Genomic DNA, 24,524 nt, shown 5'->3' on the forward strand with positions numbered 1-24,524 from the left:
GGTTCGAGGTAGAAGCGTGGTGACACGTGAAGCTGACGAATACTAATCGATCGAGGACTTAACTAAATCAAAATGGGAAGATAGTCGTTGAATGATCTCTTATTTAGTTTTTAAGGTATCATCCACATTTTTTGATAAAAAGACTTGCTTTTTTTACGAAAACAATTATAATAAGGCTTGTGCCTATTTTTTAGAAACTCACAAAGACAGACAAAATCATAAGCATGTCTGGTAGCAATAGCGGAGAGGCCACACCTGTTTCCATACCGAACACAGAAGTTAAGCTCTCCAGCGCCGATGGTAGTTGGGGCTTTGCTCCTGCAAGAGTAGGACGCCGCCAGGCATTGTGATTCTTATTGGAATATTCCACAGTAGCTCAGTGGTAGAGCAATCGGCTGTTAACCGATCGGTCGTAGGTTCGAATCCTACCTGTGGAGCCAATGGAGAGCTGTCCGAGTTGGTCGAAGGAGCACGATTGGAAATCGTGTAGGCCGTTACCGCGGCCTCGAGGGTTCGAATCCCTCGCTCTCCGCCACTTGAAAAATATTTTCTCTGGCCCGTTGGTCAAGCGGTTAAGACACCGCCCTTTCACGGCGGTAACACGGGTTCGAATCCCGTACGGGTCACCAAATAAGGAGGATTAGCTCAGCTGGGAGAGCACTTGCCTTACAAGCAAGGGGTCGCAGGTTCGAGCCCTGCATCCTCCACCAGTAACGGTCACTTATATAACTTGAATGATAACTCATTTTTATGTAGACTAGTAGACAGAGACTTAAGAAATATCTCTTTTATAACATAGCAAAGCTATTTCATATCGCGGGGTGGAGCAGTCTGGTAGCTCGTTGGGCTCATAACCCAAAGGTCGCAGGTTCAAATCCTGTCCCCGCAACCAAATAAATTAGTATAAAATCATTACCACTATATTTAATTGGTCCGGTAGTTCAGTTGGTTAGAATGCCTGCCTGTCACGCAGGAGGTCGCGGGTTCGAGTCCCGTCCGGACCGCCACTATAAAGATGAATTGGTTTTCATACATAAAAGTTAATGGCTCGATAGCTCAGTCGGTAGAGCAAGGGACTGAAAATCCCTGTGTCGGCGGTTCGATTCCGTCTCGAGCCACCATTTGTATTTTATTATTTACACGGAGGGGTAGCGAAGTGGCTAAACGCGGCGGACTGTAAATCCGCTCCCTCAGGGTTCGGGAGTTCGAATCTCTCCCCCTCCACCATTTTGTTTTTAATATGTAGGGGTATAGTTTAATGGTAAAACGAAGGTCTCCAAAACCTTTGATGTGGGTTCGATTCCTACTACCCCTGCCATATATATACATGGCGGCCGTGGCGAAGTGGTTAACGCACCGGATTGTGGCTCCGGCATCCGTGGGTTCGATCCCCACCGGTCGCCCTTAGGGTAGATTGGGCCATAGCCAAGCGGTAAGGCATCGGGTTTTGATCCCGTGTATCCTAGGTTCGAATCCTAGTGGCCCAGCCATTTTGCGGAAGTAGTTCAGTGGTAGAACACCACCTTGCCAAGGTGGGGGTCGCGGGTTCGAATCCCGTCTTCCGCTCCAATTTTATATTTAATGGCGGTATAGCCAAGTGGTAAGGCAGAGGTCTGCAAAACCTTTATCACCGGTTCAAATCCGGTTACCGCCTCCAATCCGATTTGCCGGTGTGGCGGAATTGGCAGACGCGCGGGACTCAAAATCGTCGTTTGCATTCCGTTTACTATAAACGTTGCTATATCGGGCATTGTAGCGGAAATACATCGAAATTAACACATACATTGCGCAGGACTCGTTAGTTCGCACGAACTTTCGACTACCTGCGCTTTATTTTTGTACACAATTTGCGCGCACCCGAATCAAATCCGAGCGAACGGACGGAGGGAAAACCAATCAAATGGGACGTAGAAAAAACGTCATAGACGCGGATTTATTCGAGCGAGAGGTAAATATACCTAAGCAATTAGAAACGGACTATGACGCCTGTTTAAACGCCTTCATTAAGCGATGTAAAATAAGGAATCTTTCGGAAGATACCGTTAAGTATTATTGGCAGAAATTGACGTTATTCCGAGACTTGCTCGAACAACAACGCATTTCAACTGACCCGACGAAAATGTCGCTGGAGATAATTCAGAATAATATTATTTTATACTTAATGGATAACGGAAATTACAAAGCTTCGTCAATAAACGCGTTGTTACGGGCTGTTCGTGCGTTTTACAATTACTTGTACGAAAACGGAATGATCGAACACAATCCGGTACGAAAACTTGCACTCGTAAAGGCGCAAAAGAAGGTCATAGAAACGTTCTCACGCGACCAATTGCTGAGATTATTCGACCAACCGAACACGGCTACATTCACCGGATTTCGTGACTTGACGATGCTTCAATTATTCGTAGAGACAGGTATAAGGTTGCGAGAGATGTCGGACTTAATGGTCCGTGACATTCGATGGGAAGATGCCCAAATTCTCGTCAAAGGAAAAGGTGCAAAAGATCGGTTAGTGCCGTTTCAGCCGAAAATGCGAAGGCAATTAAGGAAATACGTTATGATAAGAGGCGACATTGCTTGCGATCATTTATTCGTTAACATCGACAACCATCCGTTGAGTAGAAGGCAAATTCAAGATCGCGTTAGGAAATACGGACGAATGGCGAACATTAAAAACGTGAGATGCAGTCCGCATACTTTACGACATACTTTCGCGAAGCTTTCCGTGCAAAATGGAGCAGATGTGTTTGCGTTACAGGCGGTGTTAGGACATGAAAGTCTCGACATGGTGCGTAATTACGTAAATTTATTTAGTAACGAGGTTGCGGACGCTCATCGGAAATTTAGTCCGTTAGAAAGTTTAATAAAAAGATAAATTTTGCCCTTGTAGATAATTTCTACGAGGGTTTTACTTTTATATGGAAATATTATCTACTAATTGGTACTATTATATTATAAATATCACATAATAAAGGGGAGTTAAATTTGAAGAGGATTCTAGTCCTATTAATATCGTTTACATTTGTAATCGTTTTAGCAGCTTGCGGTAATAAAGAAGAATCAACCGCAAAAGAGCAACCACCTGAAAAGGCGGAAAAAGTAGAAGTTAAAAATGAAAAGGAAGAAAAGAGCAGTGATACGGCAGAGTCTGAGTTTAATACCATAAAAATAAAAAGTATTGAGCAAATCGAGAGTGAGGACGGGGACTCTCAAATATTAACAATCGAAGTAGACTACACGAATAAGGACGAAGAGCCAGATGACTTGTACATGGCGTCACTGTACACTATTAAAGCTGAACAAGAAACTGATAAAACAGTGGAGGAATTAGAGGACGCATTAATGGAAGTCCCTGAAAGCTACAAACCGGAACTAGTTGAAATGTCACAGAAACAAGTAAAGCCCGGCGAAACTGTAACCGGAGTGCTTGCGTATGAGATATTGTATCCCGGAGAACCTGTTAAATTAACCGATTCGGGATTAGGCTTGGGAGAAAAACCTTTCGAAAAAATCATCGAAACATCTAAGTAGAATTTAAATAAACTAACGAAAAACCCTTGCGGAGAAGAAGTCTGCGAGGGTATTTTTATGTCTAAAATTAAATTCAGAAAATAAAAACATTAATTTAGATGTCCCAAATGTTATCAGCTAACGGGGAATGTATTGGTAGAGAGATGAAAAATTTATATAAAAGTACGCAACTGTGATGCGGGTTTTCGTTTATATAGACGATAGGTTAAAAATTAAATGTCCCAGTTTTTAGTGATTACCGGGCTATATAGAGTAGGGAGGGCAGAAAAAAGTAAAAATAAATGTCCCAAATTTTCATTTTTACGGTCTATATAAAGTAAAGGGATAAAAGATTAAAAAAAATTGTCCCACTTTATGACTTTCGGTAGGGAAGATAATAGTAGACGGAGAAAAATAAAATTAGTTGTCCCTAAATCTACTTTAACATGTATGTATCTTAATAGAGGGAGGTTGATATGCAAAATGACCGAAACAACCGAACAAAACTCCGAAAAGTTAATCGCACTCGAATCTCGTACAGAACACGACATCACTAACGGAAAGTCCGAGACGCAAATTTTTCTTAAGCTGTACGTATCCGCAGTAAAGCACGGACTACTCGCAGACTTAGGCGACAGCAACTGGCGAACTCTCTGCGTCATAGCTTCGTTTATGAACGAGAAAGGCGAATGCTACCCAACGCAAGCACAAATCGCAAAGGGTCTCGGAGTAAGCCGACAAGCTGCCGGAAAGCGAATTCGAAAGTTACTTGAATATCGATGGCAGGGACGTCCATTAGTTACGGCGGTGCAGGATAGAGCAAGAGACGGTACGTGGGATAATACGAGGTATACCGTGTTGCCGATAAGCCAAATTCGAATATTTGACGCTGAGCCGGAGGAGTTAACATAGCTATCCATGCAACCTGTAGTCACGTGGTCTGTAGCCACCATGGATGTAGGTTGCACTAACTAGAACCATGTTTTAACAAGAACTATTCTTTTAACAAGAAAAGATACCAGCGCTAAAAAATAGACGTAATTAAGTACCTTTTCGGAGTAAGTAAAAAAAAAAAGAAAAACCTACGTCCTTGAAAGAAAATCACTTTCAAGTCCGGGTCATGTAATACATTCCGAAAAATAACTACTATAAAGATACTTCGGAAAATGCTAACTAATAAAGGAGTGAGAAAGTTGAACGAAGTAAAGGAACAACCAAAGCAGGAGCTATCTTCTGACATAAACATAATAACAGCCGAAATAAATGCTTATAAACAAGTAGCTGGCGAAGCGATATTTGAAATAGGGAGGCGATTGAAACACGTAAAGGAAAATGACTTGGTTCATGGCGAGTTTAAGAAGTGGGTAGAAGTTAGTGCTGGAATACCTTATAGACAAGCTAACAGGTTTATGAAAGTTACAGATGAGCTTTCAGATTCAAATATGACGACGTCGTCACTTTTGGGCTTAAATGTGTTATACGAAATAGCCACGCTCCCACCTGAAGAACGCGACAAACCGCACACCACGTCAAAAGGCGAAACCAAAACGCCGGCTGAAATGACAGTCCGTGAGCTACGACAACTCAAAGCGGACTTAAAGCGGGCGGAAGAACAACGAAAGCAAGCACAACAACAAGCCGAACTCGAACGCAAGGAACGAGAGCGCCTCGAAGCATTGGCGGAAGAATATGCAACGAGAGAACCCGAAGTACGGACGGAATACGTTGAGCCGCCCGAACTCCGCGACCGTTCATTCGACACACCTTACGGAGTTAAGTTGCTGGACGACTTTTACAACGCTATGGACGAATTATCGGAATGGCAACGTAAATATGCGTGGATTACGTCAGACATTGAGCAGTTAAGGGCATTAGCGGAGGCTGACGAGGATATGCGTGATGAGTTCGAAAAGAATCGAAACATGTGGCGTACTTTAAGCGAGATATTTGACGGAGGTAGGAACAGCGGAATTATTGACGCTGAGATTATAGAAGTAAATTAAATAAGTCTAAGGGAGATGATTCAATGTTTGGTAGAAAGGAAATCGTAGGTGCAGTTAGTGACGTACAAAACGAAGTTATAGGAATGCGCGGGTTTGTCTCGGAAAGAGTTGACGAAAAGTTTTCGGAACTTGAGGAAGGTATTATTAATAAAATGGACGCAAGGTTAAAAGTCATGGAGCAGAGGCTTTTACGTTCAATAGGTAATTCTATAAGATTACAGCCTAGTAACGTTATAAAAGCAATTGACGAACGTGAAGAAAGTAGGGAAAGAATGCAGACTATCGGACAACTCAAACAACGCTTGTCTGAGGTATACTATAACGTTGAAAAATACCCTATGGTCGACAGCTACAATGGAAAATTACCAAAGCTGACAAAAGAAGGAACAAAAACGTATAGATTATTTTCTGATACTGTCGAGGGTATAGCTAAATTTAAAGGAGGGAAAACAGCAGCAAAAATAGCTAGACATGAAGTATATAAAAGATTTGCCAAGAAGTACGGAATAGACACTCCTAAGAAAACTATAGTAATGTTCCATGATGGTAAACAATCAAACTCTGTGTATTCATATTTATTTATAAATAACCATGTTACTAAATTTGTCGAGTTCTTAGAGTCTGAGTATATCGACAATAAGGAGGAACGTTAAATGAGCGAAAAAGTTAAATTACCAAAAGAAGTGGCGGAAGCAATCGAAAATTTACGTAATAAAGGATTTGCTAACAGCGATATTTTCGACGCTACCACATCTGTCCATGACCATATTGACGAAGTAGACGTCCTTTCTATGTACTTTAATGGTAATTCTGAACCATATTCTCAGCGAAGTTACGATGTGTTAATGGAAGCACTAGTCAACGGTTACGTAGTCAAGGAAACTCCGGAAAAGGTAACAATCCCGATCATCAGCGACAGCCATAACACGTACCAACCGAAAGGCTTATCGATTGAGCAGTATACCGAAAAAATCCGCTTATTTATAGAAGGAGATCGAAGTATATTCGTCAACGCCAACCAACTACGCAAAGCACTCGCAGTATTAAAGGAGGACGCATAACATGCCGTTAAATATCCGAATCAACGAAAACTACCGAATTACATCCGACAACTTCAACGTTATTTTACGCAAGCGAAAGCTCGTAGACCCAACGAAAGCACCGAACTGGCAGCAACGCAAAGCCAAAGTCGCTTCCCCGGAAATTACCGTAAAGTGGGAGGACGTCGGCTATTACCCGAAAATAGAGCAGGCGATTAACGCAGTCGTTGATAAAACGATACTCGATTCCGACGCAGAAACAATTCCGCAGTTGCTTGCCGAAATAAGCCAAATTAGACGGCAAATTAACGCAGTTCTAACGCAACATGACGAATAGTATTCAGAGGGAATAAAACGTCTTATGGCACGCCAAATTCAAGCGAAAATAACACGGAATTTATACGAGAGGAGACGAGGTAACTGATGATTTTTACCAGAAGGACTTTCGAAAAGGGTTATAACGAGGGTTATAACGTCGGATACGAAAGGGGAAAGTATGAAGCTGAAATTAAGTATTACCATGCAGGAGTTAAAGCAGGAAAAAGACAAATGTATCACGAAATGCGTAAAAAATATACAACGTATTTTAAGAATCAAGTAATTATGATTACTAGCGTAGAACTAGAATATAATTCAAGAGATAGCATAGAAGACATGTATACGATAGGAGTAGAACAACCTACGTTTCACGTTTACTTTACCGTCAAAGGGACGGAGACAGAAAACAGTATCAAACTTGTTTTCGATAATCCTAACGAAGTTACAATACAGTTGATACAAGACCGAATAGCTACTTATTTTATAACCGGATGAAGGAGCGAAGATGAATGCTAACGAAAAAACAACTCGAAGAGATAACGCAAAGGGCGAACAAGGCTACGGAAGGTAAATGGGATTGGGTTCCGGTAGTTGACGACGAAACGTTGTTTATTACTGGGGAGGACGGTAATGAAGCGGTAGCAGAAAATGTGTACACACCGCAGGACGCAATCTTCATCGCAAACTCCCGACAAGATGTACCTAATTTACTCGAACACATTTCGAAACAAGAGGCGGAGATTGAGCGGTTGATAAAACGAGAACAAGAGGCTACGGAACTACTGAGATTCGATACCGTGCTTATGGATAAATACGTAACGGAAATTAGTAAGTTGCGTGGACTATTGGAGAACGTTATAGAAAACGGACAATGCTCGACAATTGATAATATCATAAAGGAGTTGTAATAATGACGAATAAATATGAAATATGTTAGCGAAGTATTAACGGAGGTGCTACGTGATGGCGAAAAGGTGTACGACTGGATTGACGAAGCAACAGGCAAGGAGAGTGAACGGGTGTGACGAATAAACCAACCACGAAGGACTGGCGCAATTTACCGATAGAACGCTGGAACGTAACGACATTTACCGAATACTTAAAGGGGAAGCACCTCGAAATGTTCGGAATTGAATACGTACCTTACCGCGGTTGGGGCGCTGAACAAGGACAACTCGGAAACTTAATCGGTACGCGAGCGAAGCCACAAACGGAAGATAAAGCGTTAGTAAAACGGTTTATTGACGAATCCTTTGCGGAGTATCGCCCTAATCCGAAATATCCGGGCGTTAGTTTCGGCTGGTGCTGGACGTATAAGAAACCGACATGGCAACGGGTAAAGGCGGAGTATTTGGCGGAACAGAAAGCGGGCGAGCAGGCGGAAGAAGAAACGCGAGGCGACGCAAACAAGCTCGACATGGACGACGTGCTGGACTGGTTATAGGGGACGATATACAAACGAAAAGGGAGCGGGTAGAATGGCGAATAGTTATGCGGAAATGAACGTGAAGGAATTACTCGAATTGAACGAAAAGGTGACGAAGTATATCGCATATAAGGCGTATGAGGCGGGCGCTAAAGGGGACGAAGGTATTGGCGAGTTGTTCAGCGAGTGGAATTCGGAGGAGCGTGCGGTTGAAAAGCGAAGCATATTCGACCAGTGGGACGAAGAAGGCGAGAAAATCGACTATGATACGCAATTTAAACGAATACAGCAGGCGGAAAGAGATAGGATTGTTGCGGAGGCGAAGGCGAATATTCAGGAACTAACGAGATACGAATACGCACAGACCTTACAAGGCAGGAAGGGGATTTCACTAGGAGCACTAGTAGTCCGCGAAGAGTTCGTTATAAATAAAGAAAAGCGGACGGTAGTATGCTTACTTAAAGGTGCTGATTATTCGAAAGTATATGCAAGGGGAATCGCAAAATGCGCGCCCTCCGACTGCTTCAACGTACACATCGGAATGGCAATTGCGTTAAGACGAGCGTTAGGACTTTTCGTACCTGCCGAATACTTAAACGCGCCACAGCCGACGGAGGTGCGCGTGGGCGATAAGATACGGTTAAAACTGCGAAGTAGGTTTTTGAACGGAAATATCGAAACTGTAAGCGGGTTTTATCGTGAAAATAAGCCGTTGACATTAGAATCGCCCGGACATATTTATGAAGATCAGTACGAAATAATCGACGATTCCGACTCAACTCCGCCGGAAGAGGAGGACGAATAAATGCCGAGAAAAGCAAGCTTAAAAGGGATGACGTGGGGTTCGGACGGATTTGTACGTATAGCACAGTACGAAGAAAAGCGAGGAGAAGTTGCGGAAGCACTCGAACAGTTAGACAAAGCAGTTGGCGAGATTATAGGCTTACTGCCGGACATGAGCCACAAGGAACAAATGAAAGTCGGCGAGATTATCGAGCAATTAATATAAATCTAAGCGGAGGTGGATTGAATGAGAGAAATTAAACTAAGAGGTTACGCCGTTGAGGAAATGCTCGGTTCTCAATGGCTATACGGCACAGGAATACATGTAGTAACATTTACTCGACTAGAAAGGAGCGATAAAACTTGCGAAAGAAATGCCTACTAAACGAAGTAACGATGGAAGCCTGCACGCCACACTCCGCCTTGCACGTCGCATTCCACGGCACAAACGGAACGGGCGGACGACTAGGCGCAGCAAACGTGCAGGAAAGATACCGAAACATAACGTTAAACAACTCGCCTGCCCGCAAAGACCAACCCGAGCCTTACCGTTTTTTCGACGTATATGTAACTACATTTGCCCGACAGTTTGCTGAAGGCGATGGCACAATTAAGTCGCTGTATCTTTGGAGCGAAGAGCCGGGAACGGGAAAGACAGCTTCCGCTGTTGCGTTGTTGAATGCGTACCTACTAACGCACTTTGTCGGGAGTATCCAGCGCGGGTTGCAACCGGAACAGAGACCCGCCTATTTTCTCGACGCACACCAGTTGCAGACGGATTACAATATGTTCAACCGCCCGCGCGTACCAGACTCAATCGCCGAGCCTGCAAGTGTAAGGTATTACAACGCTATACAGCACGCTAAGCATACGGAGTTCGTTGTTATCGACGATTTAGCAACGCGTAGTACGAGCGAGGCGTTTGTGGCGGATTTGCATAGCGTGGTCAATGCGAGAGTCACGAGCGGTAAGCCTACGGTATATACATCGAATGTGCCCGTTGAAAAGCTTCCGTTGATTTTCGGAGAGCGGAGACTTGCTGATAGGATTGGCGATAAGAAACTATGCCAGACGGTATTTTTCGAGGGAGAATCGAAGAGAGGGGAGCGCGATTAATTGCGAAACAAACTATCGTTACTAACAGTCGGCAGTATAGTCAGTATAGCCGCAACCATCTATGTACTAGCGAAAGCAGGTAGCAAACGCACCGAAAATGATAATCGAACGAGTTGGACAAAAGAAGCTAGCGTTACAATTAAACGCAGAGGAAACCAGTATTTAATCGATACCCCTACGCCTAGATTTAACGAACCAATGTTCGAAGTCGGAGACGAAGTGTTGATATACAACCCGTACGAAGACGGATATTACGCGCAGTTCGATAACATATCGCCTACTGTATACGAAATAAGTGACGTCAGATTCGACGACAAGGAAGGCGTATATAGATACCGACTAGTAAACGACCCTCTTATCGATATGTACGGTAAGTGGATTTCCGAGGACTGGCTTAGTCTGCCGTTGCATACGACGTTTACCCGTGATCTAGGCGAGAAAACGTCGGAATACAATCACGCCAACCCTACGCCAGAAATGATTGAAGCAGAACGTAAGATTATCGAGAAGGTACTAGACGATCAGGCGTATAAGGGGACGGTCGACATGCTGCTTGATAAACTGAATGGCGGGAACGCGGAGGAAAGAAGCGAAGCTATGCGGAAATTATCGGAACTTACTACGAAGGAGGAAACGGAATGAACGTTAAAGACGAAATTTGCGAAACCCACGGACGGTTAAGATGCTGGGAATGCGCCTATATGTATGAACTCGAAAAAGTTAACCGTAAATACTGGCGGGCATTTCACGGAATTAAGGCGGAATTACTTATCGTAGAGGATAAGCTAAGGCAAGCATTAAACGACGATGAAACGGAAGAATTAATTACATACGAAAGCGGATTACGTAAAGCCATGAGGTTACTAGACGCAAAGGAGGAATAGCCGAATGCCAAACTTCGGAGAACAGTTTTTATCACGAGTACTTGACGATGGTACAACGCAAGCCATTCGCAATTACTCAATTGAACAACAAGACTTTGACACGCAAACGGAACGAGAGGTATTCGAATTTATCTCCAAGTATGCGCACGAAAACGGAGGAAAAGCACCGGACTACCGGACAGTAGTCGAACAGTTTCCCGACTTTTATTATCGGGAGGGGGTAACGGACAGGTATTCGTGGCTGGCTAAGCAAATTAAACAACAGTCGGCTAAGCGACAGTTTATGGAGTATATCAACAGCCCAGCCACACAAAAGAAATTTTCGGAAATGGACGGAAATATTTTCCTAGAGGACTTGCAAAATTTTGTCGAATCCATTAGAATAAGAACAGGTGTTCGTGATAAGGTAGGAACAAGCGTTAAAAAAGACACCGAGAAAATAAAGGAAGAATACTTTCGTAGGAAACGCGGAGAATCCTTTAAAATATGGCAGAGCAACTATTCGATAATCAATGACGTAGGCGGGGGGTATGTCTCGTCTAATATATACGTACCATATGGACGATCAGGACGAGGCAAGTCGGCAGTAACGTTGTACGAAGCGTTGTACCTAGCGGAACAGGGAGCAACTGTACTTATCTGGTCGATGGAAATGGGCTGGTACGAGGTAATGGTGCGGTTGTTCGTGTATATGTCCGCTAAAAAGGGCGTAACTAAAGCGGAAATTGACGGAGAAGTGTTCGAAGCGGGCTTTGAAGCGAGGGGAATACGTCAGGGCTCGCTTTCCGACGAGTTTGAGCGTGAATTCCTCGACTTTATCGACTATATATATACGGAGCTAGACGGCGACTTAATCGTACGTGGCGTAGATGACGAGGACTTTATGCGGAGAGACCTACGTCAATTGGAGTCGGAAATTGCGTTAAACGATGCGGACGTAGTCGTAATAGACCCGTTTTATTATCTCGACTACGAAAAAAATACCTCCCGAAAGACGGGCGGAGACGCCGAGGAAACTTCGAAAAAGTTACGTCGATTAGCCGGTCAAACAAAGACGGTTGTGTTTGCGATTACACAAGCCGAGGAAACAACCGAGGAAAAAGACGAAGATGGTACGCGAGAGGTTTCGTTGCCGGAGAGGGCTCACGTAAAGAAAACGAAGCAACTTCTCGAAGACGCGGCGATGTTAATTCCGATTGATACGAATCATAAAGAAGGACGTGGGCTAGTCGGTATTAACAAAGGACGAGACGGTGGTGAGGGCGAACAGTGCGAAATTACGTACTTGCCACAGATCGGAGTCATTCGGGAGTTGTCGGTAGATAACATAAACGTCAATTCCTTTACAAAACAATTTTAACCGAGGTAAACTCTTCCAAACTTTACCACTAGAAAGGGGTTACATAATGCCGATATTAAAAATAGGCGACGATGTAGCGGATGTGGATATACGTGAGGAACTCGAACAGTTCCCGTGGCATCGTCCGCGCTGGACTTCGGAAAAACTAATCGCAGCCAGCCCGTTTAGGTACGACCGCACGCCGTCCTTTTTCGTCAACCTAGACGGAGAATATGCCGGCACGTGGGCGGATTCAGGCGCTTACGATGCCGATTATGAATCGGGTAACTTCGTTAAGCTTCTGGCATTTTTGCGTGACGAGACCTACGAAGAAACAGCCGAATATTTACTCAGTACATACGGCTTAAATAGCGTAAATGCGGGCGATAATTTACGGTTACCTAAGTTGCACCTACCGAAGCAAAGAAAGCCTGTAGTGCTTGCGGAAACAACGCTAAAACCATACGCCTACAAGCATCCGTATTTAACTAAGCGTGGGATTTCCGAAAAGGTACAGCGCTTTATGGGTGTTGGATTTAGTCGGCAAGCCAACGCAATTACTTTACCGTGGAGGTACGCGAACGGCAAACTGGCTAACGTTAAATACCGTAAAACGCAAGGCAAGGCGTTTTGGTATCGGAAAGGTGCGGAGCCAGTACGACACCTCGTGTACGGCATCGATAAAGTATACCGACATGGCTTGTCGGAGGTATACATATGTGAGGCGGAGATTGACGTTATGTCGGTTTATACGGCGGGTAAGCCTGCGATTGCGATAGGTGGGGCGAGTATTAGCGATAAACAAATCGAGTTGATACGTAAGAGTCCGATTGAGCGGGTGATAATTGCTACAGACAGCGACAAGGCAGGCGAAAAGGTAAAGCGGCAGTTGATAGACGCGTTAAAAGGTGCGGTGGAATTGCGGGAGGTTCTTCCGTTTCCTAGCGGAGTTAAGGACGTTAATGAGGCGTTAGTTAGCGGAAATGTAGAGGCGATAAGAAAGACGAAGCCAGTTGGCTCCGTCCGGATATCGTATATTAATCTTTAATTATTTCGATAATATCGTCCAGAGTTACATTTAAATACTCACATATATTAACTAAATAATTAAGTTGAACACTTTTACCTGCAATTAACTGACGACACGAGTAATCGGTTATCAAACCCAACTCATATAGTTTATTATAAGATAGTCCTTTCTTTTCAAGAATTTTATCTAATTTATTGTAAGAGAAACTCATTTTACACAACCGTCCTTCTTAATAACTTTTAGTCACGGATAACTTCGACTACGTCTTCGATAGGTACGTCGAGGTATCGGCATATTTTTGCGATAGTCCTCAAAGAAACAGGCAGGTCAGACGTCAATTTAGTCCTAATTGTAGACGAGATTTTCAAATCACGGCATAAACTAGTTATGTTAATATCCATATCAACTAACAAATGCCTTAAAGGTTTATAAGAAATTATTTTTTCCAACACAAAGCACCTCCTATATTATAAGTATAATAGCATATATGAATAAATGCAATCTAAATGTTTACAAAAGTAAACTTTTAGATTATAATTAGGTCATGGATAAAAAATTAAAATTTATTGTCCCACTTTTTTAGTTTTTCGGGCGATATATAGTAGGAGGATGAAAAATGAATAATATTTTAGCAGTTTATGAGTGTGCATGGATTATTAATCGCATTTATGAAGTATCAGACAAGATAAGAAATAGGATTGTTGATCAGACGGCTTTTGAGAAAAAATGTATAGATAGGGTTGGGAGTTACATAAATAAAAGAGAAGAAAATAAACACCACCGACGATATATTGATAAAATGATAAGAGAAACAGCTTCATATTCTATTAAAGAACACTTTAAAAAAGAACATTATATGACATTTAGCGAGATTAGTAGAATGCTAAGTGAAGATAATTCAAAGGAAGATATTGAGTTTGAACCGCTGGACACGTTGGCAGATGTTGAGGCGGATGTATTAAATAAAGAGACGATCAACCTTTTGGCAGAAGGTGATCGTCAAAAAAAAGTAATCCTCGAAGCTTGGTCTTTAGGAAACACGAATAACTCTTTAATTTCCCGAGCATTGGCAGATGCTTTGGGAGGAAACCCTGAGAGCTACCGTAAATCCGTTAATCGCTTCAAAAAACGTTGTGCTGATCGGATTACGTATCTATCCGCAGCTATATGAAATTACAGGTCTTATAGTGTATTACTATTTATTTATAGACCTTTCTACATTATAAGACCTACTAATAATAAAGTCAATAAATGTAAAGGAGTTGTAATTTTTTGATAAATAAAACTAAAAACAAGCTCCGAGAAATTACAGTCGCTGACTTATTTATCTGGATATGTTTTCTTGCCATGCTTAGATTTCTTTACTATGCATTAATAATACATTAATAATTATACACTATTTAACATATTAGAACAACAAAAATTTACAAAAAAGAACGGAAATATAACGAAATAAAAGACGAAAGGACGACGAAAAATGAACGCAATAAACGACAGTACCACTGTACTGCCCGTATTACCTTCAATATCCGAACTAATCGCACGCTCTACGCCCGACTACGACTACAACGGAGCACTTAACGCAGACGAGGATGTAATGGACTACGTATTCTTACCGGCAACATTAAAGGCGGTGCGTTGCGGATGAAGGACGTACAAGGAGCTGGCGTACAGACAACGAAGCACGCACGAAAAAGGGCGGAACAACGCTTTGATATTCCATATAAGCAAACAGCAAGGTGGTTACGGCAAAAATTCGAACATGCTACGTACATAACCGATATGATCGACGACAGCGGAAATATAGCGAGATTGTTCGTTTCTAGCGGTGTATTACTGGCGGTAGATAAAGACGTCGATCGAATAATTACGGTAATGACGCCTAACTGGACGGGAGAAACTCGCACGAGGATGCGGAAGTTTGCCCGTCAAGAAATCACGAAAGAACAAACGAAAGAAAGACGTAGACTAAACGCAATCACCCGCCTACAGGCAGAAATTGAGATCGAGATAGGCGAGCTTAGGTTGCGATTACTGAAAACGAGAAGCCTACCGAAGAAACTAGCGATTCAAGGGCGGATAAAGGCGTTGAAAATGCGACTAGATGAATTGCCGCAGGAGGAACACGTGATTAAACGAAAGCGAGTAAGTGCGGTAAAGTCGTTGGCGCGAGTTTGGTAAAGCATACTCGCCCGCCCGTCGGAGGTTACGTAGCCCTGCGTTAGGTAGGCAGTTATATGATAACTGCGCGCTTAGTTGCTGCTTAATCGCCGACTAGGTTTCGCGGAGGAGTACGTAACTTGCGACGGGCGGGAAGCACGTCCGAAACAACGGAATATGCAGCGTTCAATCGGCAGCAAAGCTAGGCGGTTGAACGTATTGTAAGTTCCGGAAATAAAAATAAAATTAAACGAATAAGGAGCGAATGTTGAATGAGCGATATTTTAACGGGAGCAGACGCGTTAGGAGCGCTAAATGACGAAGGTGGAAACGAGAATAATTCGATTGATTTTACTAAGTTTTCGAGTGGTACGACACTGCTCGTAAAAGTAATCGGACAGGAAATAAACGGGACTGTAATCGGTGACTTCGCGATGTACTATAACTACGGAATCTTCAAGAAAGTTAATTCTTTTACTGCAAAGAATCCGAGCAAGAAATCAGCGAAAGGATATCCGATAGAAAACTTGACGCCGTGGGATAAGGCATGGAAATATCACGCAGACAAGTCGAAAGAATTTAACGATGAACACAGCAAAGAGGCGAATAAATACCGCGCCAAACAGAAGTTTATGTTCGGATTCATCGACATAGACTCCGGAAAACCAATCGTAGTTGACTTGACGAAAAATCAAGCCCAAGCCGTAAATAACGCAATTAAGAAATACGGGAACAAGCTCGACAAACTTGCGTTCGAACTTTCGAAAGAAGGAGCAAGCACAAACACGACGGTAAGTTTGACTCCGTACCTTGACGACTTAACAGCCGAACAACAGAAACACTTCGACAATGCACCGGAAAAGTTTGACGCCAAATTGTTCGAAAATATTTTGTATCAAGCGGACGACGATGAAATGATCGAGCTGTTAAAGCAAGCGGGATTTGACGTAAGTTTGATCGGATTAGAGGGCGGAGGAAATACCGACAGCAAGCAAGCGGAAAATGGTGGCGGCGAGCCGTTAGAGATTACAGACGAGGAATTACCCTTCTGACCTTCCGTTTGACGAGCGGAGGTTTCTGAGGAAAAGGAGGAGTCGAAGTTATGAAGGTTAAAGCTCGCATATTACAAGACTACTACCCTACGGAATTTATAGCGGATGGAGTCTGGCAGAAAGGGTATGTTATCGAAATCGATGAAGTTCGCGATCAAGTTAACATCGACTATTTGGTAGATACTGGAGTAATTGAAGTTATAAGAGAGGAGGAGTGGGGAGTTTGATATACGAAGTAGAAATCCATTTCGACAACAACCATATTAGCTATATTAGAATCTCGGATAATGAGCTAGAGGAATTGCAGGAAATTATTAACGACGATGTTTACGCTGATTTTATAGAATTTGACGATAAGTTTAATAAACAAACGTTCGCATTCAACCGCAAAAGAGTGCTTACATATATGTATAAAGAGCTAGAGGAGGAATACAAATAGTGGCGTACATAACCGAAACAGTGGGCGTCTACTCCGAACTGATCGCCGAAGCTGCGTTAATGGCAGCCGGCTATGTCGGAGTTGCTCGCCCAACCACACGAGAATATTACGACTTAATAGCGACCGACCGCATTAGTGGGAAGGACGTTAAATTCCAAGTTAAGACACTGAAGCGACGAGAAGATCGCGGAGATAACCTTGTACTTTTCGCTAAAAAAGGAGACGGGACTTGTTACACATCCGACGAAGCCATCGACTATTACGTTGGTGTGCTGGTGGATGACGGAATTACTCCTCGTGTGTTTCTTATCGAGAATCGGGGAATTAGCGAGTATTGGATGAAGGAAGAACGAGCACAAGAGCGATGGATAGAACTGCCGTTGGCGCTCGATCGTGGAACATTGACGGATGAAATCGTGCAGAGCACGGCATTAGAAATCGACAAGGAATTTCGAAAGGTCGGCGTGTAAAGAGGAGGCGTATAAGATGGCGACAGAAATCCCGAATTATGATCGGTGGAAACTGGCGGACGGAATCGGAATAGACGATCGAAAAGTAGTCGGAGAGTGTGCGAATTGCCTTGACGAGATTTACGAGGGCAGCGAGGTTTGGCGGGATATTAGCGGAGAATATGATGTTTGTTCGCTCGGGTGCTTAGCGCAGTTTACGAGTAAATATGAAATAGACATTGACGAGTTTGATAAAACAATTACGGAGGGAGACGATTAAATGGCGAAACTAGAGGGCGTAAAAGTACTCGACATGAAAGACGGAGAGGTAACGAAGGTTGAATACGAAGGTGCGGAATATGCGAGGGTTGACGGTGACGCAAATGTCGGTGATATTGCGTTATATAAAGGAAACCATATCCTGAATGCAACTACCGGAGCTTATTATCAAGTAATTAAAGGTAGATGGTTTCCGAAGACTGTAGTTCACGATGGGGGAGGTCAAAACTTTAGTATAATAGACCAATCCTACATATTCCGCAAGGTAAATTCCGATTCTTCCTCCACGCTAGACTCCCGCGTAACCAAACTCGAGCAGGACGTGGAAGAAATAAAGGCGAAACAACAAGTGGAAGAAGCCGAAGAAACTAGCCAAGAGGGTACGGAGTTAAAGTATAAGGTTGGCGATAAAGTACGAATTACAGCCGAAGGAACTCACGATTTTACGGAAGGGGATGTCGTTGAAATTTTCGAAGTTGATGACGATGCAGGAAACAGTCGACCATATAAGGCTCGTTATTTAAATGGCATAGAACCGTGGGACGGATGGGTTTTCGAAAATGAGGTCGAGCCTCTAACGCCGAAAGTGGGCGACAAGTTGCGCGTTGTAAATGCTATATATACGGACGGTGCGTATGATAACGGAGATGTACTGACTGTAGTACACATAGACAGTGCCGGAGATATTTACGTAAAAGAACACGACATAGTAATACTTCCGAGAGAAGTTGAAATCATGACGACAGCGGAAATAAAGGTGTGGGAGAAGGAGCAAAACGCAGAGTTCGCAAAGTTTTCGGAAGGTGACAAGGTGCGTTTAGTTTCGGGTGGCGGTAATTTTCCGTTGAAAGGGTACAAAGACGGAGAAGTGTACACAGTATATAAAGCTAAGTTCTACCATGAAAACGGTTATAGAGTACAGATTAAGGACGGAAAGGTAATGTTTGGTTACGCAACTCCCGACCAACTCGAAAAGATTTCGGAAAAAGAGGCAGTGGAAATCGAAAAGTGGGCGTCAATCGGACGTGAAGTTGACGAATTTAAGGCGGGAGATATTGCGGAGGTTGTACATAGCCCAAACGCATCTCCGGTAGGCACATTAGTCTCGATAACAAAAGTTGATGTAGAAGGTATATTAGCGATAGGCTGGTCTGTGCCACTCGGAAAGACACTCGACTATGCATACTATAAAGAGAACTTAAAACTAATCACACCGGTAGAACACCGATTTGACCGCGACTAACCGATAAACCAACTAACAAAACGTCACAACCACGAAAGGAGGTTCGTCCGCATTGGCGGAGAAAAATACGAATATTAAACTTACGTTAAATCTAACGCAGGAAAAAGGCGACGGGGAGAAAGCGCAGGCAAAAGCGAAAGGCAAGGCGCAAGCTAAGGAGGCAGCGAAGCGAAAGGCTTCCGCAAACGAAACAATCGAAGAAGCGTGGCAACGTATATTTGCGATGAAAAACTCGGAGAAGGACACCGAACGCCTGCGCAAAGTTAAGGCGTATATGGACGCAGGAGAGCTAGGACGTGAGCCAGTTCCGCAAGGCAAACGACAAGGCAAGTTTAGCAAGGCGGAGGCTTTGCGGTTGTATAAGACGATTGCGGAGCGGGAAAAGGCGAAGAAATTACGGGATTTAGTCGAGGGTACGCCGGAGAATTACGTACTAGTTACCGACAACGAATCAATATTACGGATGAAGTCGGACATAGAGTCGTCGGAACTGGTCGGATTTGACTGCGAGACTTTCGGGGAAGCGTTAGACCCTTGGCGTGGGGAAATGGCAGGATTTTCCGTAAGTACCGACACCACACACTATTACGTGCCGTTAAATCACGTTAACCACGAAGTAGACGACAAGGCTATCGTTAAATTTATCAAACCAACGTTAGAATCCGTAAAACTAGTAATGCATAACGCTCCGTTTGACTGCAAATGGATGTACGTTAAATACGGCGTCAACTTAATCGACAACCTATATGCAGACACACGAATCATGGCGATGTTGCTTGATGAAAACAGGTCGCACAGGCTAAAGGATTTAATGACGGATTGGTTGAAAGAGCCTTCCGACAACTTTGACGAATTATTCGGCAAGACGCCGTTTAACGAAATTGACTTAGATATTGCGCTAGTATATGCGGCAGGGGATACGGAAAAGACGCTGGAATTATATCGTTGGATGATTGGTCATTTCGAAAGACGAGGGGACTTGCGGAAGCTAAAGCGGTTGTTATTTGAGATAGAAATGCCAGTAGCTAGGACGTTTATTTGGTCGGACTTACGCGGGATTAGCTTCGACGTAGAAAAAGCGAAAGAGTTAGACTATAAGTTTGCAAAAGAAGAAGCACATTACAAGGCCGAAATTGACCGGATATTTGGCGAAGAAATCAACTTAAACTCTCCGGCACAATTGAAGCGCAAGTTGTTCGAGGATTTGAAGTTACCAGATATAGCGAACGGTTCAACAGGCGTTAAGGTACTAAAGAAACTAGAAAATAAGCACGAAGTCATTTCCTACATTTTAGAGTATAGGGGAGTAGGAAAACTACGTCAAGCGTTTACGGAAAAACTACCAAACGAAATTAAGACAGACGGAAAAATACACCCGTGGCACAATACGCTAGGTGCTGCGACGGGAAGGTTTACGTGTAAAGACCCAAACACGCAGCAAATTCCTGCAAAGCGACCGGAAGTACGAAAGCTGTTTGTCGCAGATAAAGGACGTATCCTAGTTTCGATGGACTTTTCGCAAATTGAATTGCGAGTGTTAGCGCACATGGCTGACGAAAAAGTGTTAATACACGCATTTCACGAAGGGCGAGACATTCACTCGACGACAGCAGCGATGATTTCCAACGGTAAATATACATACGAGGACATCGAAACTCACAAGGATGCTGATGGACATCCGTGTCAAAAGTTACGCAAACAGGCAAAGGTAGTTAACTTCGGTATTGTATACGGAATGAGCGCTAAAGGTTTGTCCGATACGTTAGGCATATCGAAAAAAGAGGCGCAGGAAATTATCAATAACTACTTTAAAGGTTATCCAGGAATATCGACATACATGAACGAACAGAAGCGGTTAGCGCGAAAGCAAGGATATGTACCGGACATTTTTGGAAGAAAACGAAGATTGCACGATTTCTATAAATCAAAAAATGACTTTGACCATTTTAGGGCGGATAGACAAGGCGGTAACTTTCCGATTCAAGCGTCTGCTGGTTCAATGCTAAAGAAAGCCATTGTTGACTTAGGTGAAGTGTTGCCGAAATATGATTCACACATTTTACTACAAGTACACGATGAACTACTCTTTGACTGTCCGGAAGACATAAGACGAGAAGCACTTTACGAAATAAGGGATACGATGACAAACGCAGTTGAACTAGTCGTACCAGTTAAATCAGATATTGAAATATATCCGCACAGATGGATGGAAAAAGTAGAAGAAAACGAATGGTTCACGAAACAAAACTTAGCGGAGGGGATTAATTGACAAACGAAACGTTAACAAAACAGCAGTACGCAACTAAAATAGCGAAAGATTTTCACGATTTCATGTCGGAGTTTCACTCGTTCAATCAGCCATATGACGACGCGATGGACGCTGATATTCACGAGAGGTATGCGAAGGTTCTGCGGCAGCAAGCACGTTGGGGGTATTTCGACTTCAAACGAAACCCCGACGGAATAGAGCGTCCATTCTTTGGACCGTCTAGCGCAGGTTATTCAGATAGAGAACTATACGAAAAGGCACGGGGTTCTAAACGAGACCAACCGAATTTTACCGAAAATCAACGTGACTGGATTGGATTAGGTTCACAAGTCGGCGATTACATACAACGGGAGATTTTACTGGCGGAGCGACACTACGAAAAGTTAACCGGCAAAAAGCCGAGATTCCGTTTTGAACGTCACGAAAATGGAAACCCACGTTACGAGCATTTTGACAAGAAAATGCACGAAATCGGACACAACGGACAACACTTCGCCTACTTCGGATTACCAGACGGCATCTTAACGTACACAACGGACGAAGGCGAGCAATTACGAGTAGGGCTTGAAGTAAAGTCGGTACAACAAAACTGGTCGAAGTTTAAGTCGATGGACTCGCCAAAGCCGGGGCACGTAGCGCAGACGGTAGCTTACTCGGATATGTACGACTTTGATTACGTTATTATCCTGTATGTGTTGACATATGGGCGAGGATGGTACGAAGATTTTAGTCGCCTGAAGCCATTCGGCTTGTACGTTTCGGAAACAGAACGACAGCAGCTACGTGACAGATGTGCGAATGCTACTAAACAAGCTAAAGCAGGCACACCGCCGAAAGTCGATTTATCTGAATGGAAATTTAACGACTACAAGACGGTAATCGCTACGAGTCTGTCAGAAAGTGAGCTTGCGGAATTAAAGGAGCAGGCGAAGTTGGCGCAACAATCAAGTTTACCTGCGTGGCAAAAGCGGAGTTATACAGAAGCGATTGACGAGATTATCGAGATTAGAACGAAAGAACTTGGAAAGGCGGGCGGTAAATAATGAAGCTGTTCCCGGATCATTTAGTGAGCGAAGGTTTAGCGGAAAGTCTAGTGATAAATAAAATATACAATATGGACTGCACCGAAGGTATGCGAATGATTCCGGATAACTCTATAGATCTAGTTATAGCTGACCCTCCTTATGGAATTAACTACTATTCTAATTGGTCTAAAGACAGTAACTACCGAAGCAGAGTGAGATCCGTGGGTGGAATAAGTAATGATAAAGAGAACAACACTGATTTTCTTTCGGAAGTGGTACAAGAATTAGATCGCGTACTAAAGCCAAATACACATATATACTGGTTTACTCGTTGGGATCGTGTAATGATACAGCAGCCAGTATTAGAGAATTACTTTAAAATAAAGAATTCAATTATATGGATGAAGAACAACTGGTCAATGGGAGACTTGCGGGGCGCATATGCTGGGCAGTATGAGAATATACTATTTGCACAAAAAGGTCACCGTACATTTAACGAGGTAGCCGGAAAGAAGCGGCACCCCGATATATTACAGTTTAATAGAGTACCTCCTAACAAGTTGAATCATTCGCATGAAAAGCCATTAGATTTAATTTCGTTTTTGATTGAAAAATCTTCTAATAGAGGCGAAACCATCCTAGACCCGTTTGTTGGATCTGGAACGACCGCGGTCGCCGCCTTGCATACGAACCGAAACTTCATCGGATTTGAATTAGACCCGGAATACGCGGTTACGGCTAACGAAAGGATAGCAGAAGCAAAGGCGGAGTTATGCGGAAGCGATAGAGGAAATCAAAGTTATTCGGAAAGGTGGTCGATAATTAATGGCGAAAAGAAAGTATAAAATCCCGTTTTACGAAGGTAATTTACAAAGTTACCCTTATATAGACGATGAATGGCGAGATAACTATGTCTTCGAAGGTACGCTCGAATATAAAACATACCACCGGGGTCGATCAAGCGTAACTATCGAATTTTCTGATTCAAAGGGTAATACATACGGAATGTTTGTTTCTGATTTTGACGACCTTGTGAACCGAAAAGGATTAAACGGAAAGAAAGTACACGGAAAATGGACGTTTGTTAAAAAAGGACAAAACTACGGAATAAGGCTGTGTGAAGATGACGAATAACCTACCCGCCCGAATCCTCGGATTAGACTTGTCGCTATCTCGTCCGGGCGCAGCGATAATCGACGTAGACAAACACGGCAAACCCAAAGTAATAGCTGTATCTAACGTAAAAACAGACGCCAATCAGACGTATGCTTTACGAGGGCGCATGATCGAAGCATGGCTACGATTGTTTGTCGCGGAACACAACACCAAACGTAAGCCCATTGCGGTTGTAGTTCGGGAAAAATACGCAGGTAAGTTCGGCCATGCTTCTATCTTCACCGCACACTCCGCAGCCGACCGAGTGCTTTCCGACTTTGGGCTTGCGGAGTTGGAGACGTCAAAGCCGATCGCACAGCAACGTGTAAAAAAGCTAGTCGTTGGAAAGGGACGAGCAGAAAAGGACGAAGTTGCGGAAGCGGTGTGCGAATGGACGGGATATGGCGGGGAATTTGCGAGTTCGGACGAGTCGGATGCGTGTGCTGTAGCGTTGGCATGGGCGATAGAAAATAAATTAATTAAAGGAGGCGATTAAATGCGGATTTTATACATTATAGGCGCAGTTGTATCAGCTTTAAATTTGTTAGATTTACAGCTAGGACACCAAGTTGGAGACTCTACTGTAGCAACATCGTTTCTAGTTAACATCTTATTGTTCGTAGCATTAATTATCGCACCAAATAAGGAGGACGATTAAATGGACGTTTTAATATTCATTTCTATGTTATCTGTAGCAGGACTTTCGACAGCTGTTATAGCGCAGGCTTTCGAAATCAAGAAATCAAGGAAGAAAATCGAACATTACAACGAAATAGAAACCGACGAAGGAACGATTGTATGTGTCGAATTTACTGACTGCGACACGCAGGTAGTTAAAGGAGTTAGAACGGTCAGTTCGGAGGACATGGGAATCACCTTACGAGCACCTAACGGAGATGTAGTAGCTACTATCAAACCCGAATTAGTTCGGGCGGTCTACGCCGAACATGCGGTAACAGCAGAGGAGGCTTCCGAATAAATGTCATACATAAAAGATGCTTTAG

Annotated in this window: 33 protein-coding genes, 13 tRNA genes and 1 rRNA gene; 45 read left to right on the top strand and 2 right to left on the bottom strand. The window is 43.3% G+C overall.

Going from position 1 to position 24,524, the window contains the following annotated elements; translation table 11 throughout:
* Positions 1-227 precede the first annotated feature (227 nt).
* From rrf to KQI21_RS05195, 31 genes are all read left to right on the top strand, one after another.
* Positions 228-343 (top strand): 5S ribosomal RNA (gene rrf, locus KQI21_RS05045).
* A 22-nt stretch (positions 344-365) separates the two neighbouring features.
* Positions 366-440, top strand: a tRNA-Asn gene (locus tag KQI21_RS05050).
* Positions 441-442: 2 nt separating this feature from the next.
* Positions 443-535: transfer RNA gene (locus KQI21_RS05055), tRNA-Ser, on the top strand.
* Between the two features lie 19 nt (positions 536-554).
* Positions 555-629, top strand: a tRNA-Glu gene (locus tag KQI21_RS05060).
* A 5-nt stretch (positions 630-634) separates the two neighbouring features.
* A tRNA-Val gene (locus tag KQI21_RS05065) sits at positions 635-710 on the top strand.
* Positions 711-815: 105 nt separating this feature from the next.
* A tRNA-Met gene (locus tag KQI21_RS05070) sits at positions 816-892 on the top strand.
* Positions 893-930: 38 nt separating this feature from the next.
* Positions 931-1,007 (top strand) — tRNA-Asp (locus tag KQI21_RS05075).
* A gap of 38 nt (positions 1,008-1,045) precedes the next feature.
* Positions 1,046-1,121: transfer RNA gene (locus tag KQI21_RS05080), tRNA-Phe, on the top strand.
* Positions 1,122-1,142: 21 nt separating this feature from the next.
* Positions 1,143-1,227: transfer RNA gene (locus KQI21_RS05085), tRNA-Tyr, on the top strand.
* A gap of 17 nt (positions 1,228-1,244) precedes the next feature.
* Positions 1,245-1,318: transfer RNA gene (locus KQI21_RS05090), tRNA-Trp, on the top strand.
* Between the two features lie 12 nt (positions 1,319-1,330).
* A tRNA-His gene (locus KQI21_RS05095) sits at positions 1,331-1,403 on the top strand.
* A gap of 12 nt (positions 1,404-1,415) precedes the next feature.
* A tRNA-Gln gene (locus KQI21_RS05100) sits at positions 1,416-1,490 on the top strand.
* Positions 1,491-1,494: 4 nt separating this feature from the next.
* Positions 1,495-1,569, top strand: a tRNA-Gly gene (locus KQI21_RS05105).
* A 14-nt stretch (positions 1,570-1,583) separates the two neighbouring features.
* Positions 1,584-1,657, top strand: a tRNA-Cys gene (locus tag KQI21_RS05110).
* A gap of 243 nt (positions 1,658-1,900) precedes the next feature.
* On the top strand, positions 1,901-2,875 hold the full coding sequence (locus KQI21_RS05115) for a tyrosine-type recombinase/integrase (RefSeq protein WP_216482949.1): 975 nt from the start codon (positions 1,901-1,903) through the stop codon (positions 2,873-2,875).
* Positions 2,876-2,985: 110 nt separating this feature from the next.
* A complete protein-coding gene (locus tag KQI21_RS05120; RefSeq protein WP_216482951.1) occupies positions 2,986-3,531 on the top strand; it encodes a DUF5067 domain-containing protein in 546 nt (181 codons plus the stop codon).
* Between the two features lie 462 nt (positions 3,532-3,993).
* Complete coding sequence (locus KQI21_RS05125; protein ID WP_216482953.1) at positions 3,994-4,422, top strand: helix-turn-helix domain-containing protein; 429 nt, start codon at positions 3,994-3,996, stop codon at positions 4,420-4,422.
* Positions 4,423-4,703: 281 nt separating this feature from the next.
* Positions 4,704-5,513, top strand: coding sequence for a DUF3102 domain-containing protein (locus KQI21_RS05130; RefSeq protein WP_253291306.1), 810 nt, complete (start codon positions 4,704-4,706; stop codon positions 5,511-5,513).
* Positions 5,514-5,536: 23 nt separating this feature from the next.
* Positions 5,537-6,166, top strand: a complete 630-nt coding sequence (locus KQI21_RS05135; protein ID WP_216482955.1) for a hypothetical protein — start codon at positions 5,537-5,539, stop codon at positions 6,164-6,166.
* The gene (locus KQI21_RS05140) at positions 6,167-6,574 is read left to right on the top strand and encodes a hypothetical protein (RefSeq protein ID WP_216482957.1); all 408 of its coding nucleotides are present in this window, start codon (positions 6,167-6,169) and stop codon (positions 6,572-6,574) included.
* A 1-nt stretch (position 6,575) separates the two neighbouring features.
* Positions 6,576-6,890, top strand: coding sequence for a hypothetical protein (locus tag KQI21_RS05145; protein WP_216482959.1), 315 nt, complete (start codon positions 6,576-6,578; stop codon positions 6,888-6,890).
* 86 nt (positions 6,891-6,976) lie between these two features.
* Positions 6,977-7,366, top strand: a complete 390-nt coding sequence (locus KQI21_RS05150; RefSeq protein ID WP_216482961.1) for a hypothetical protein — start codon at positions 6,977-6,979, stop codon at positions 7,364-7,366.
* 14 nt (positions 7,367-7,380) lie between these two features.
* Positions 7,381-7,779: a hypothetical protein gene (locus tag KQI21_RS05155; protein ID WP_216482963.1), complete on the top strand. Its 399-nt coding sequence runs from the start codon at positions 7,381-7,383 to the stop codon at positions 7,777-7,779.
* A 113-nt stretch (positions 7,780-7,892) separates the two neighbouring features.
* The gene (locus KQI21_RS05160) at positions 7,893-8,315 is read left to right on the top strand and encodes a hypothetical protein (protein WP_216482964.1); all 423 of its coding nucleotides are present in this window, start codon (positions 7,893-7,895) and stop codon (positions 8,313-8,315) included.
* Between the two features lie 34 nt (positions 8,316-8,349).
* Positions 8,350-9,102: a hypothetical protein gene (locus KQI21_RS05165; RefSeq protein ID WP_216482966.1), complete on the top strand. Its 753-nt coding sequence runs from the start codon at positions 8,350-8,352 to the stop codon at positions 9,100-9,102.
* Complete coding sequence (locus KQI21_RS05170) at positions 9,103-9,306, top strand: hypothetical protein (protein ID WP_216482967.1); 204 nt, start codon at positions 9,103-9,105, stop codon at positions 9,304-9,306.
* 137 nt (positions 9,307-9,443) lie between these two features.
* Positions 9,444-10,196, top strand: coding sequence for a P-loop NTPase family protein (locus tag KQI21_RS05175; protein WP_253291307.1), 753 nt, complete (start codon positions 9,444-9,446; stop codon positions 10,194-10,196).
* Entirely contained in the window at positions 10,197-10,838 is a 642-nt protein-coding gene (locus KQI21_RS05180) for a hypothetical protein (protein ID WP_216482968.1), read from the top strand. It abuts the gene before it with no gap.
* A complete protein-coding gene (locus tag KQI21_RS05185) occupies positions 10,835-11,080 on the top strand; it encodes a hypothetical protein (RefSeq protein ID WP_216482969.1) in 246 nt (81 codons plus the stop codon). The genes KQI21_RS05180 and KQI21_RS05185 overlap by 4 nt, the downstream gene beginning before the upstream one ends.
* Before the next feature lie 4 nt (positions 11,081-11,084).
* Positions 11,085-12,440 (top strand): DnaB-like helicase C-terminal domain-containing protein, encoded by a 1,356-nt coding sequence (locus tag KQI21_RS05190; protein WP_216482971.1) that lies wholly within the window; start codon positions 11,085-11,087, stop codon positions 12,438-12,440.
* A 46-nt stretch (positions 12,441-12,486) separates the two neighbouring features.
* A complete protein-coding gene (locus KQI21_RS05195; RefSeq protein WP_216482973.1) occupies positions 12,487-13,467 on the top strand; it encodes a toprim domain-containing protein in 981 nt (326 codons plus the stop codon).
* Here the strand turns inward: KQI21_RS05195 and KQI21_RS16690 are convergent.
* Complete coding sequence (locus KQI21_RS16690; RefSeq protein ID WP_216482975.1) at positions 13,457-13,660, bottom strand: helix-turn-helix domain-containing protein; 204 nt, start codon at positions 13,658-13,660, stop codon at positions 13,457-13,459. The two genes, KQI21_RS05195 and KQI21_RS16690, sit on opposite strands and share 11 nt — an antisense overlap.
* A gap of 28 nt (positions 13,661-13,688) precedes the next feature.
* Positions 13,689-13,901, bottom strand: a complete 213-nt coding sequence (locus KQI21_RS05205; RefSeq protein ID WP_309245505.1) for a helix-turn-helix domain-containing protein — start codon at positions 13,899-13,901, stop codon at positions 13,689-13,691.
* A gap of 164 nt (positions 13,902-14,065) precedes the next feature.
* On the opposite strand from KQI21_RS05205, the gene KQI21_RS05210 reads away from it, so the two are divergent.
* The 14 genes from KQI21_RS05210 to KQI21_RS05275 all read left to right on the top strand — a co-directional run bounded on the left by KQI21_RS05210 (position 14,066) and on the right by KQI21_RS05275 (position 24,499).
* Complete coding sequence (locus KQI21_RS05210; protein ID WP_216482977.1) at positions 14,066-14,620, top strand: hypothetical protein; 555 nt, start codon at positions 14,066-14,068, stop codon at positions 14,618-14,620.
* 473 nt (positions 14,621-15,093) lie between these two features.
* On the top strand, positions 15,094-15,630 hold the full coding sequence (locus KQI21_RS05215) for a hypothetical protein (protein WP_216482979.1): 537 nt from the start codon (positions 15,094-15,096) through the stop codon (positions 15,628-15,630).
* Between the two features lie 251 nt (positions 15,631-15,881).
* Positions 15,882-16,661 (top strand): hypothetical protein, encoded by a 780-nt coding sequence (locus tag KQI21_RS05220; RefSeq protein ID WP_216482981.1) that lies wholly within the window; start codon positions 15,882-15,884, stop codon positions 16,659-16,661.
* A 50-nt stretch (positions 16,662-16,711) separates the two neighbouring features.
* Positions 16,712-16,888 (top strand): hypothetical protein, encoded by a 177-nt coding sequence (locus KQI21_RS05225; protein ID WP_216482983.1) that lies wholly within the window; start codon positions 16,712-16,714, stop codon positions 16,886-16,888.
* 211 nt (positions 16,889-17,099) lie between these two features.
* Complete coding sequence (locus tag KQI21_RS05230; protein WP_216482984.1) at positions 17,100-17,570, top strand: hypothetical protein; 471 nt, start codon at positions 17,100-17,102, stop codon at positions 17,568-17,570.
* Between the two features lie 16 nt (positions 17,571-17,586).
* Complete coding sequence (locus KQI21_RS05235; RefSeq protein WP_216482986.1) at positions 17,587-17,829, top strand: hypothetical protein; 243 nt, start codon at positions 17,587-17,589, stop codon at positions 17,827-17,829.
* Complete coding sequence (locus KQI21_RS05240; protein ID WP_216482988.1) at positions 17,830-19,071, top strand: hypothetical protein; 1,242 nt, start codon at positions 17,830-17,832, stop codon at positions 19,069-19,071.
* A 52-nt stretch (positions 19,072-19,123) separates the two neighbouring features.
* Positions 19,124-21,340, top strand: coding sequence for a DNA polymerase (locus tag KQI21_RS05245; protein WP_253291308.1), 2,217 nt, complete (start codon positions 19,124-19,126; stop codon positions 21,338-21,340).
* The gene (locus KQI21_RS05250) at positions 21,337-22,383 is read left to right on the top strand and encodes a hypothetical protein (RefSeq protein WP_216482990.1); all 1,047 of its coding nucleotides are present in this window, start codon (positions 21,337-21,339) and stop codon (positions 22,381-22,383) included. Before KQI21_RS05245 ends, KQI21_RS05250 begins: the two co-directional genes overlap by 4 nt.
* Positions 22,383-23,210 (top strand): DNA-methyltransferase, encoded by an 828-nt coding sequence (locus tag KQI21_RS05255; protein ID WP_216482991.1) that lies wholly within the window; start codon positions 22,383-22,385, stop codon positions 23,208-23,210. Before KQI21_RS05250 ends, KQI21_RS05255 begins: the two co-directional genes overlap by 1 nt.
* The gene (locus KQI21_RS05260; RefSeq protein ID WP_216482992.1) at positions 23,191-23,499 is read left to right on the top strand and encodes a hypothetical protein; all 309 of its coding nucleotides are present in this window, start codon (positions 23,191-23,193) and stop codon (positions 23,497-23,499) included. Before KQI21_RS05255 ends, KQI21_RS05260 begins: the two co-directional genes overlap by 20 nt.
* Entirely contained in the window at positions 23,489-24,016 is a 528-nt protein-coding gene (locus tag KQI21_RS05265; RefSeq protein ID WP_216482994.1) for a crossover junction endodeoxyribonuclease RuvC, read from the top strand. Before KQI21_RS05260 ends, KQI21_RS05265 begins: the two co-directional genes overlap by 11 nt.
* Positions 24,017-24,178: a hypothetical protein gene (locus KQI21_RS05270; RefSeq protein WP_216482995.1), complete on the top strand. Its 162-nt coding sequence runs from the start codon at positions 24,017-24,019 to the stop codon at positions 24,176-24,178.
* Complete coding sequence (locus KQI21_RS05275; RefSeq protein WP_216482996.1) at positions 24,179-24,499, top strand: hypothetical protein; 321 nt, start codon at positions 24,179-24,181, stop codon at positions 24,497-24,499.
* The last annotated feature ends 25 nt before the right edge of the window (positions 24,500-24,524 follow it).

It is taken from the genome of Virgibacillus proomii (assembly GCF_018916875.1).
In the GTDB taxonomy this organism is placed as follows: domain Bacteria; phylum Bacillota; class Bacilli; order Bacillales; family Amphibacillaceae; genus Virgibacillus; species Virgibacillus proomii_B.

Coding starts and splice junctions, on each gene's coding strand:
- KQI21_RS05115 (WP_216482949.1), top strand. CDS start 1,901: ATGGGACGTAGAAAAAACGTCATAGACGCGGATTTATTCGAGCGAGAG.
- KQI21_RS05125 (WP_216482953.1), top strand. CDS start 3,994: ATGACCGAAACAACCGAACAAAACTCCGAAAAGTTAATCGCACTCGAA.
- KQI21_RS05135 (WP_216482955.1), top strand. CDS start 5,537: ATGTTTGGTAGAAAGGAAATCGTAGGTGCAGTTAGTGACGTACAAAAC.
- KQI21_RS05140 (WP_216482957.1), top strand. CDS start 6,167: ATGAGCGAAAAAGTTAAATTACCAAAAGAAGTGGCGGAAGCAATCGAA.
- KQI21_RS05145 (WP_216482959.1), top strand. CDS start 6,576: ATGCCGTTAAATATCCGAATCAACGAAAACTACCGAATTACATCCGAC.
- KQI21_RS05150 (WP_216482961.1), top strand. CDS start 6,977: ATGATTTTTACCAGAAGGACTTTCGAAAAGGGTTATAACGAGGGTTAT.
- KQI21_RS05155 (WP_216482963.1), top strand. CDS start 7,381: ATGCTAACGAAAAAACAACTCGAAGAGATAACGCAAAGGGCGAACAAG.
- KQI21_RS05165 (WP_216482966.1), top strand. CDS start 8,350: ATGGCGAATAGTTATGCGGAAATGAACGTGAAGGAATTACTCGAATTG.
- KQI21_RS05170 (WP_216482967.1), top strand. CDS start 9,103: ATGCCGAGAAAAGCAAGCTTAAAAGGGATGACGTGGGGTTCGGACGGA.
- KQI21_RS05185 (WP_216482969.1), top strand. CDS start 10,835: ATGAACGTTAAAGACGAAATTTGCGAAACCCACGGACGGTTAAGATGC.
- KQI21_RS05190 (WP_216482971.1), top strand. CDS start 11,085: ATGCCAAACTTCGGAGAACAGTTTTTATCACGAGTACTTGACGATGGT.
- KQI21_RS05195 (WP_216482973.1), top strand. CDS start 12,487: ATGCCGATATTAAAAATAGGCGACGATGTAGCGGATGTGGATATACGT.
- KQI21_RS16690 (WP_216482975.1), bottom strand. CDS start 13,660: ATGAGTTTCTCTTACAATAAATTAGATAAAATTCTTGAAAAGAAAGGA.
- KQI21_RS05210 (WP_216482977.1), top strand. CDS start 14,066: ATGAATAATATTTTAGCAGTTTATGAGTGTGCATGGATTATTAATCGC.
- KQI21_RS05215 (WP_216482979.1), top strand. CDS start 15,094: ATGAAGGACGTACAAGGAGCTGGCGTACAGACAACGAAGCACGCACGA.
- KQI21_RS05220 (WP_216482981.1), top strand. CDS start 15,882: ATGAGCGATATTTTAACGGGAGCAGACGCGTTAGGAGCGCTAAATGAC.
- KQI21_RS05225 (WP_216482983.1), top strand. CDS start 16,712: ATGAAGGTTAAAGCTCGCATATTACAAGACTACTACCCTACGGAATTT.
- KQI21_RS05235 (WP_216482986.1), top strand. CDS start 17,587: ATGGCGACAGAAATCCCGAATTATGATCGGTGGAAACTGGCGGACGGA.
- KQI21_RS05240 (WP_216482988.1), top strand. CDS start 17,830: ATGGCGAAACTAGAGGGCGTAAAAGTACTCGACATGAAAGACGGAGAG.
- KQI21_RS05255 (WP_216482991.1), top strand. CDS start 22,383: ATGAAGCTGTTCCCGGATCATTTAGTGAGCGAAGGTTTAGCGGAAAGT.
- KQI21_RS05260 (WP_216482992.1), top strand. CDS start 23,191: ATGGCGAAAAGAAAGTATAAAATCCCGTTTTACGAAGGTAATTTACAA.
- KQI21_RS05265 (WP_216482994.1), top strand. CDS start 23,489: ATGACGAATAACCTACCCGCCCGAATCCTCGGATTAGACTTGTCGCTA.
- KQI21_RS05270 (WP_216482995.1), top strand. CDS start 24,017: ATGCGGATTTTATACATTATAGGCGCAGTTGTATCAGCTTTAAATTTG.
- KQI21_RS05275 (WP_216482996.1), top strand. CDS start 24,179: ATGGACGTTTTAATATTCATTTCTATGTTATCTGTAGCAGGACTTTCG.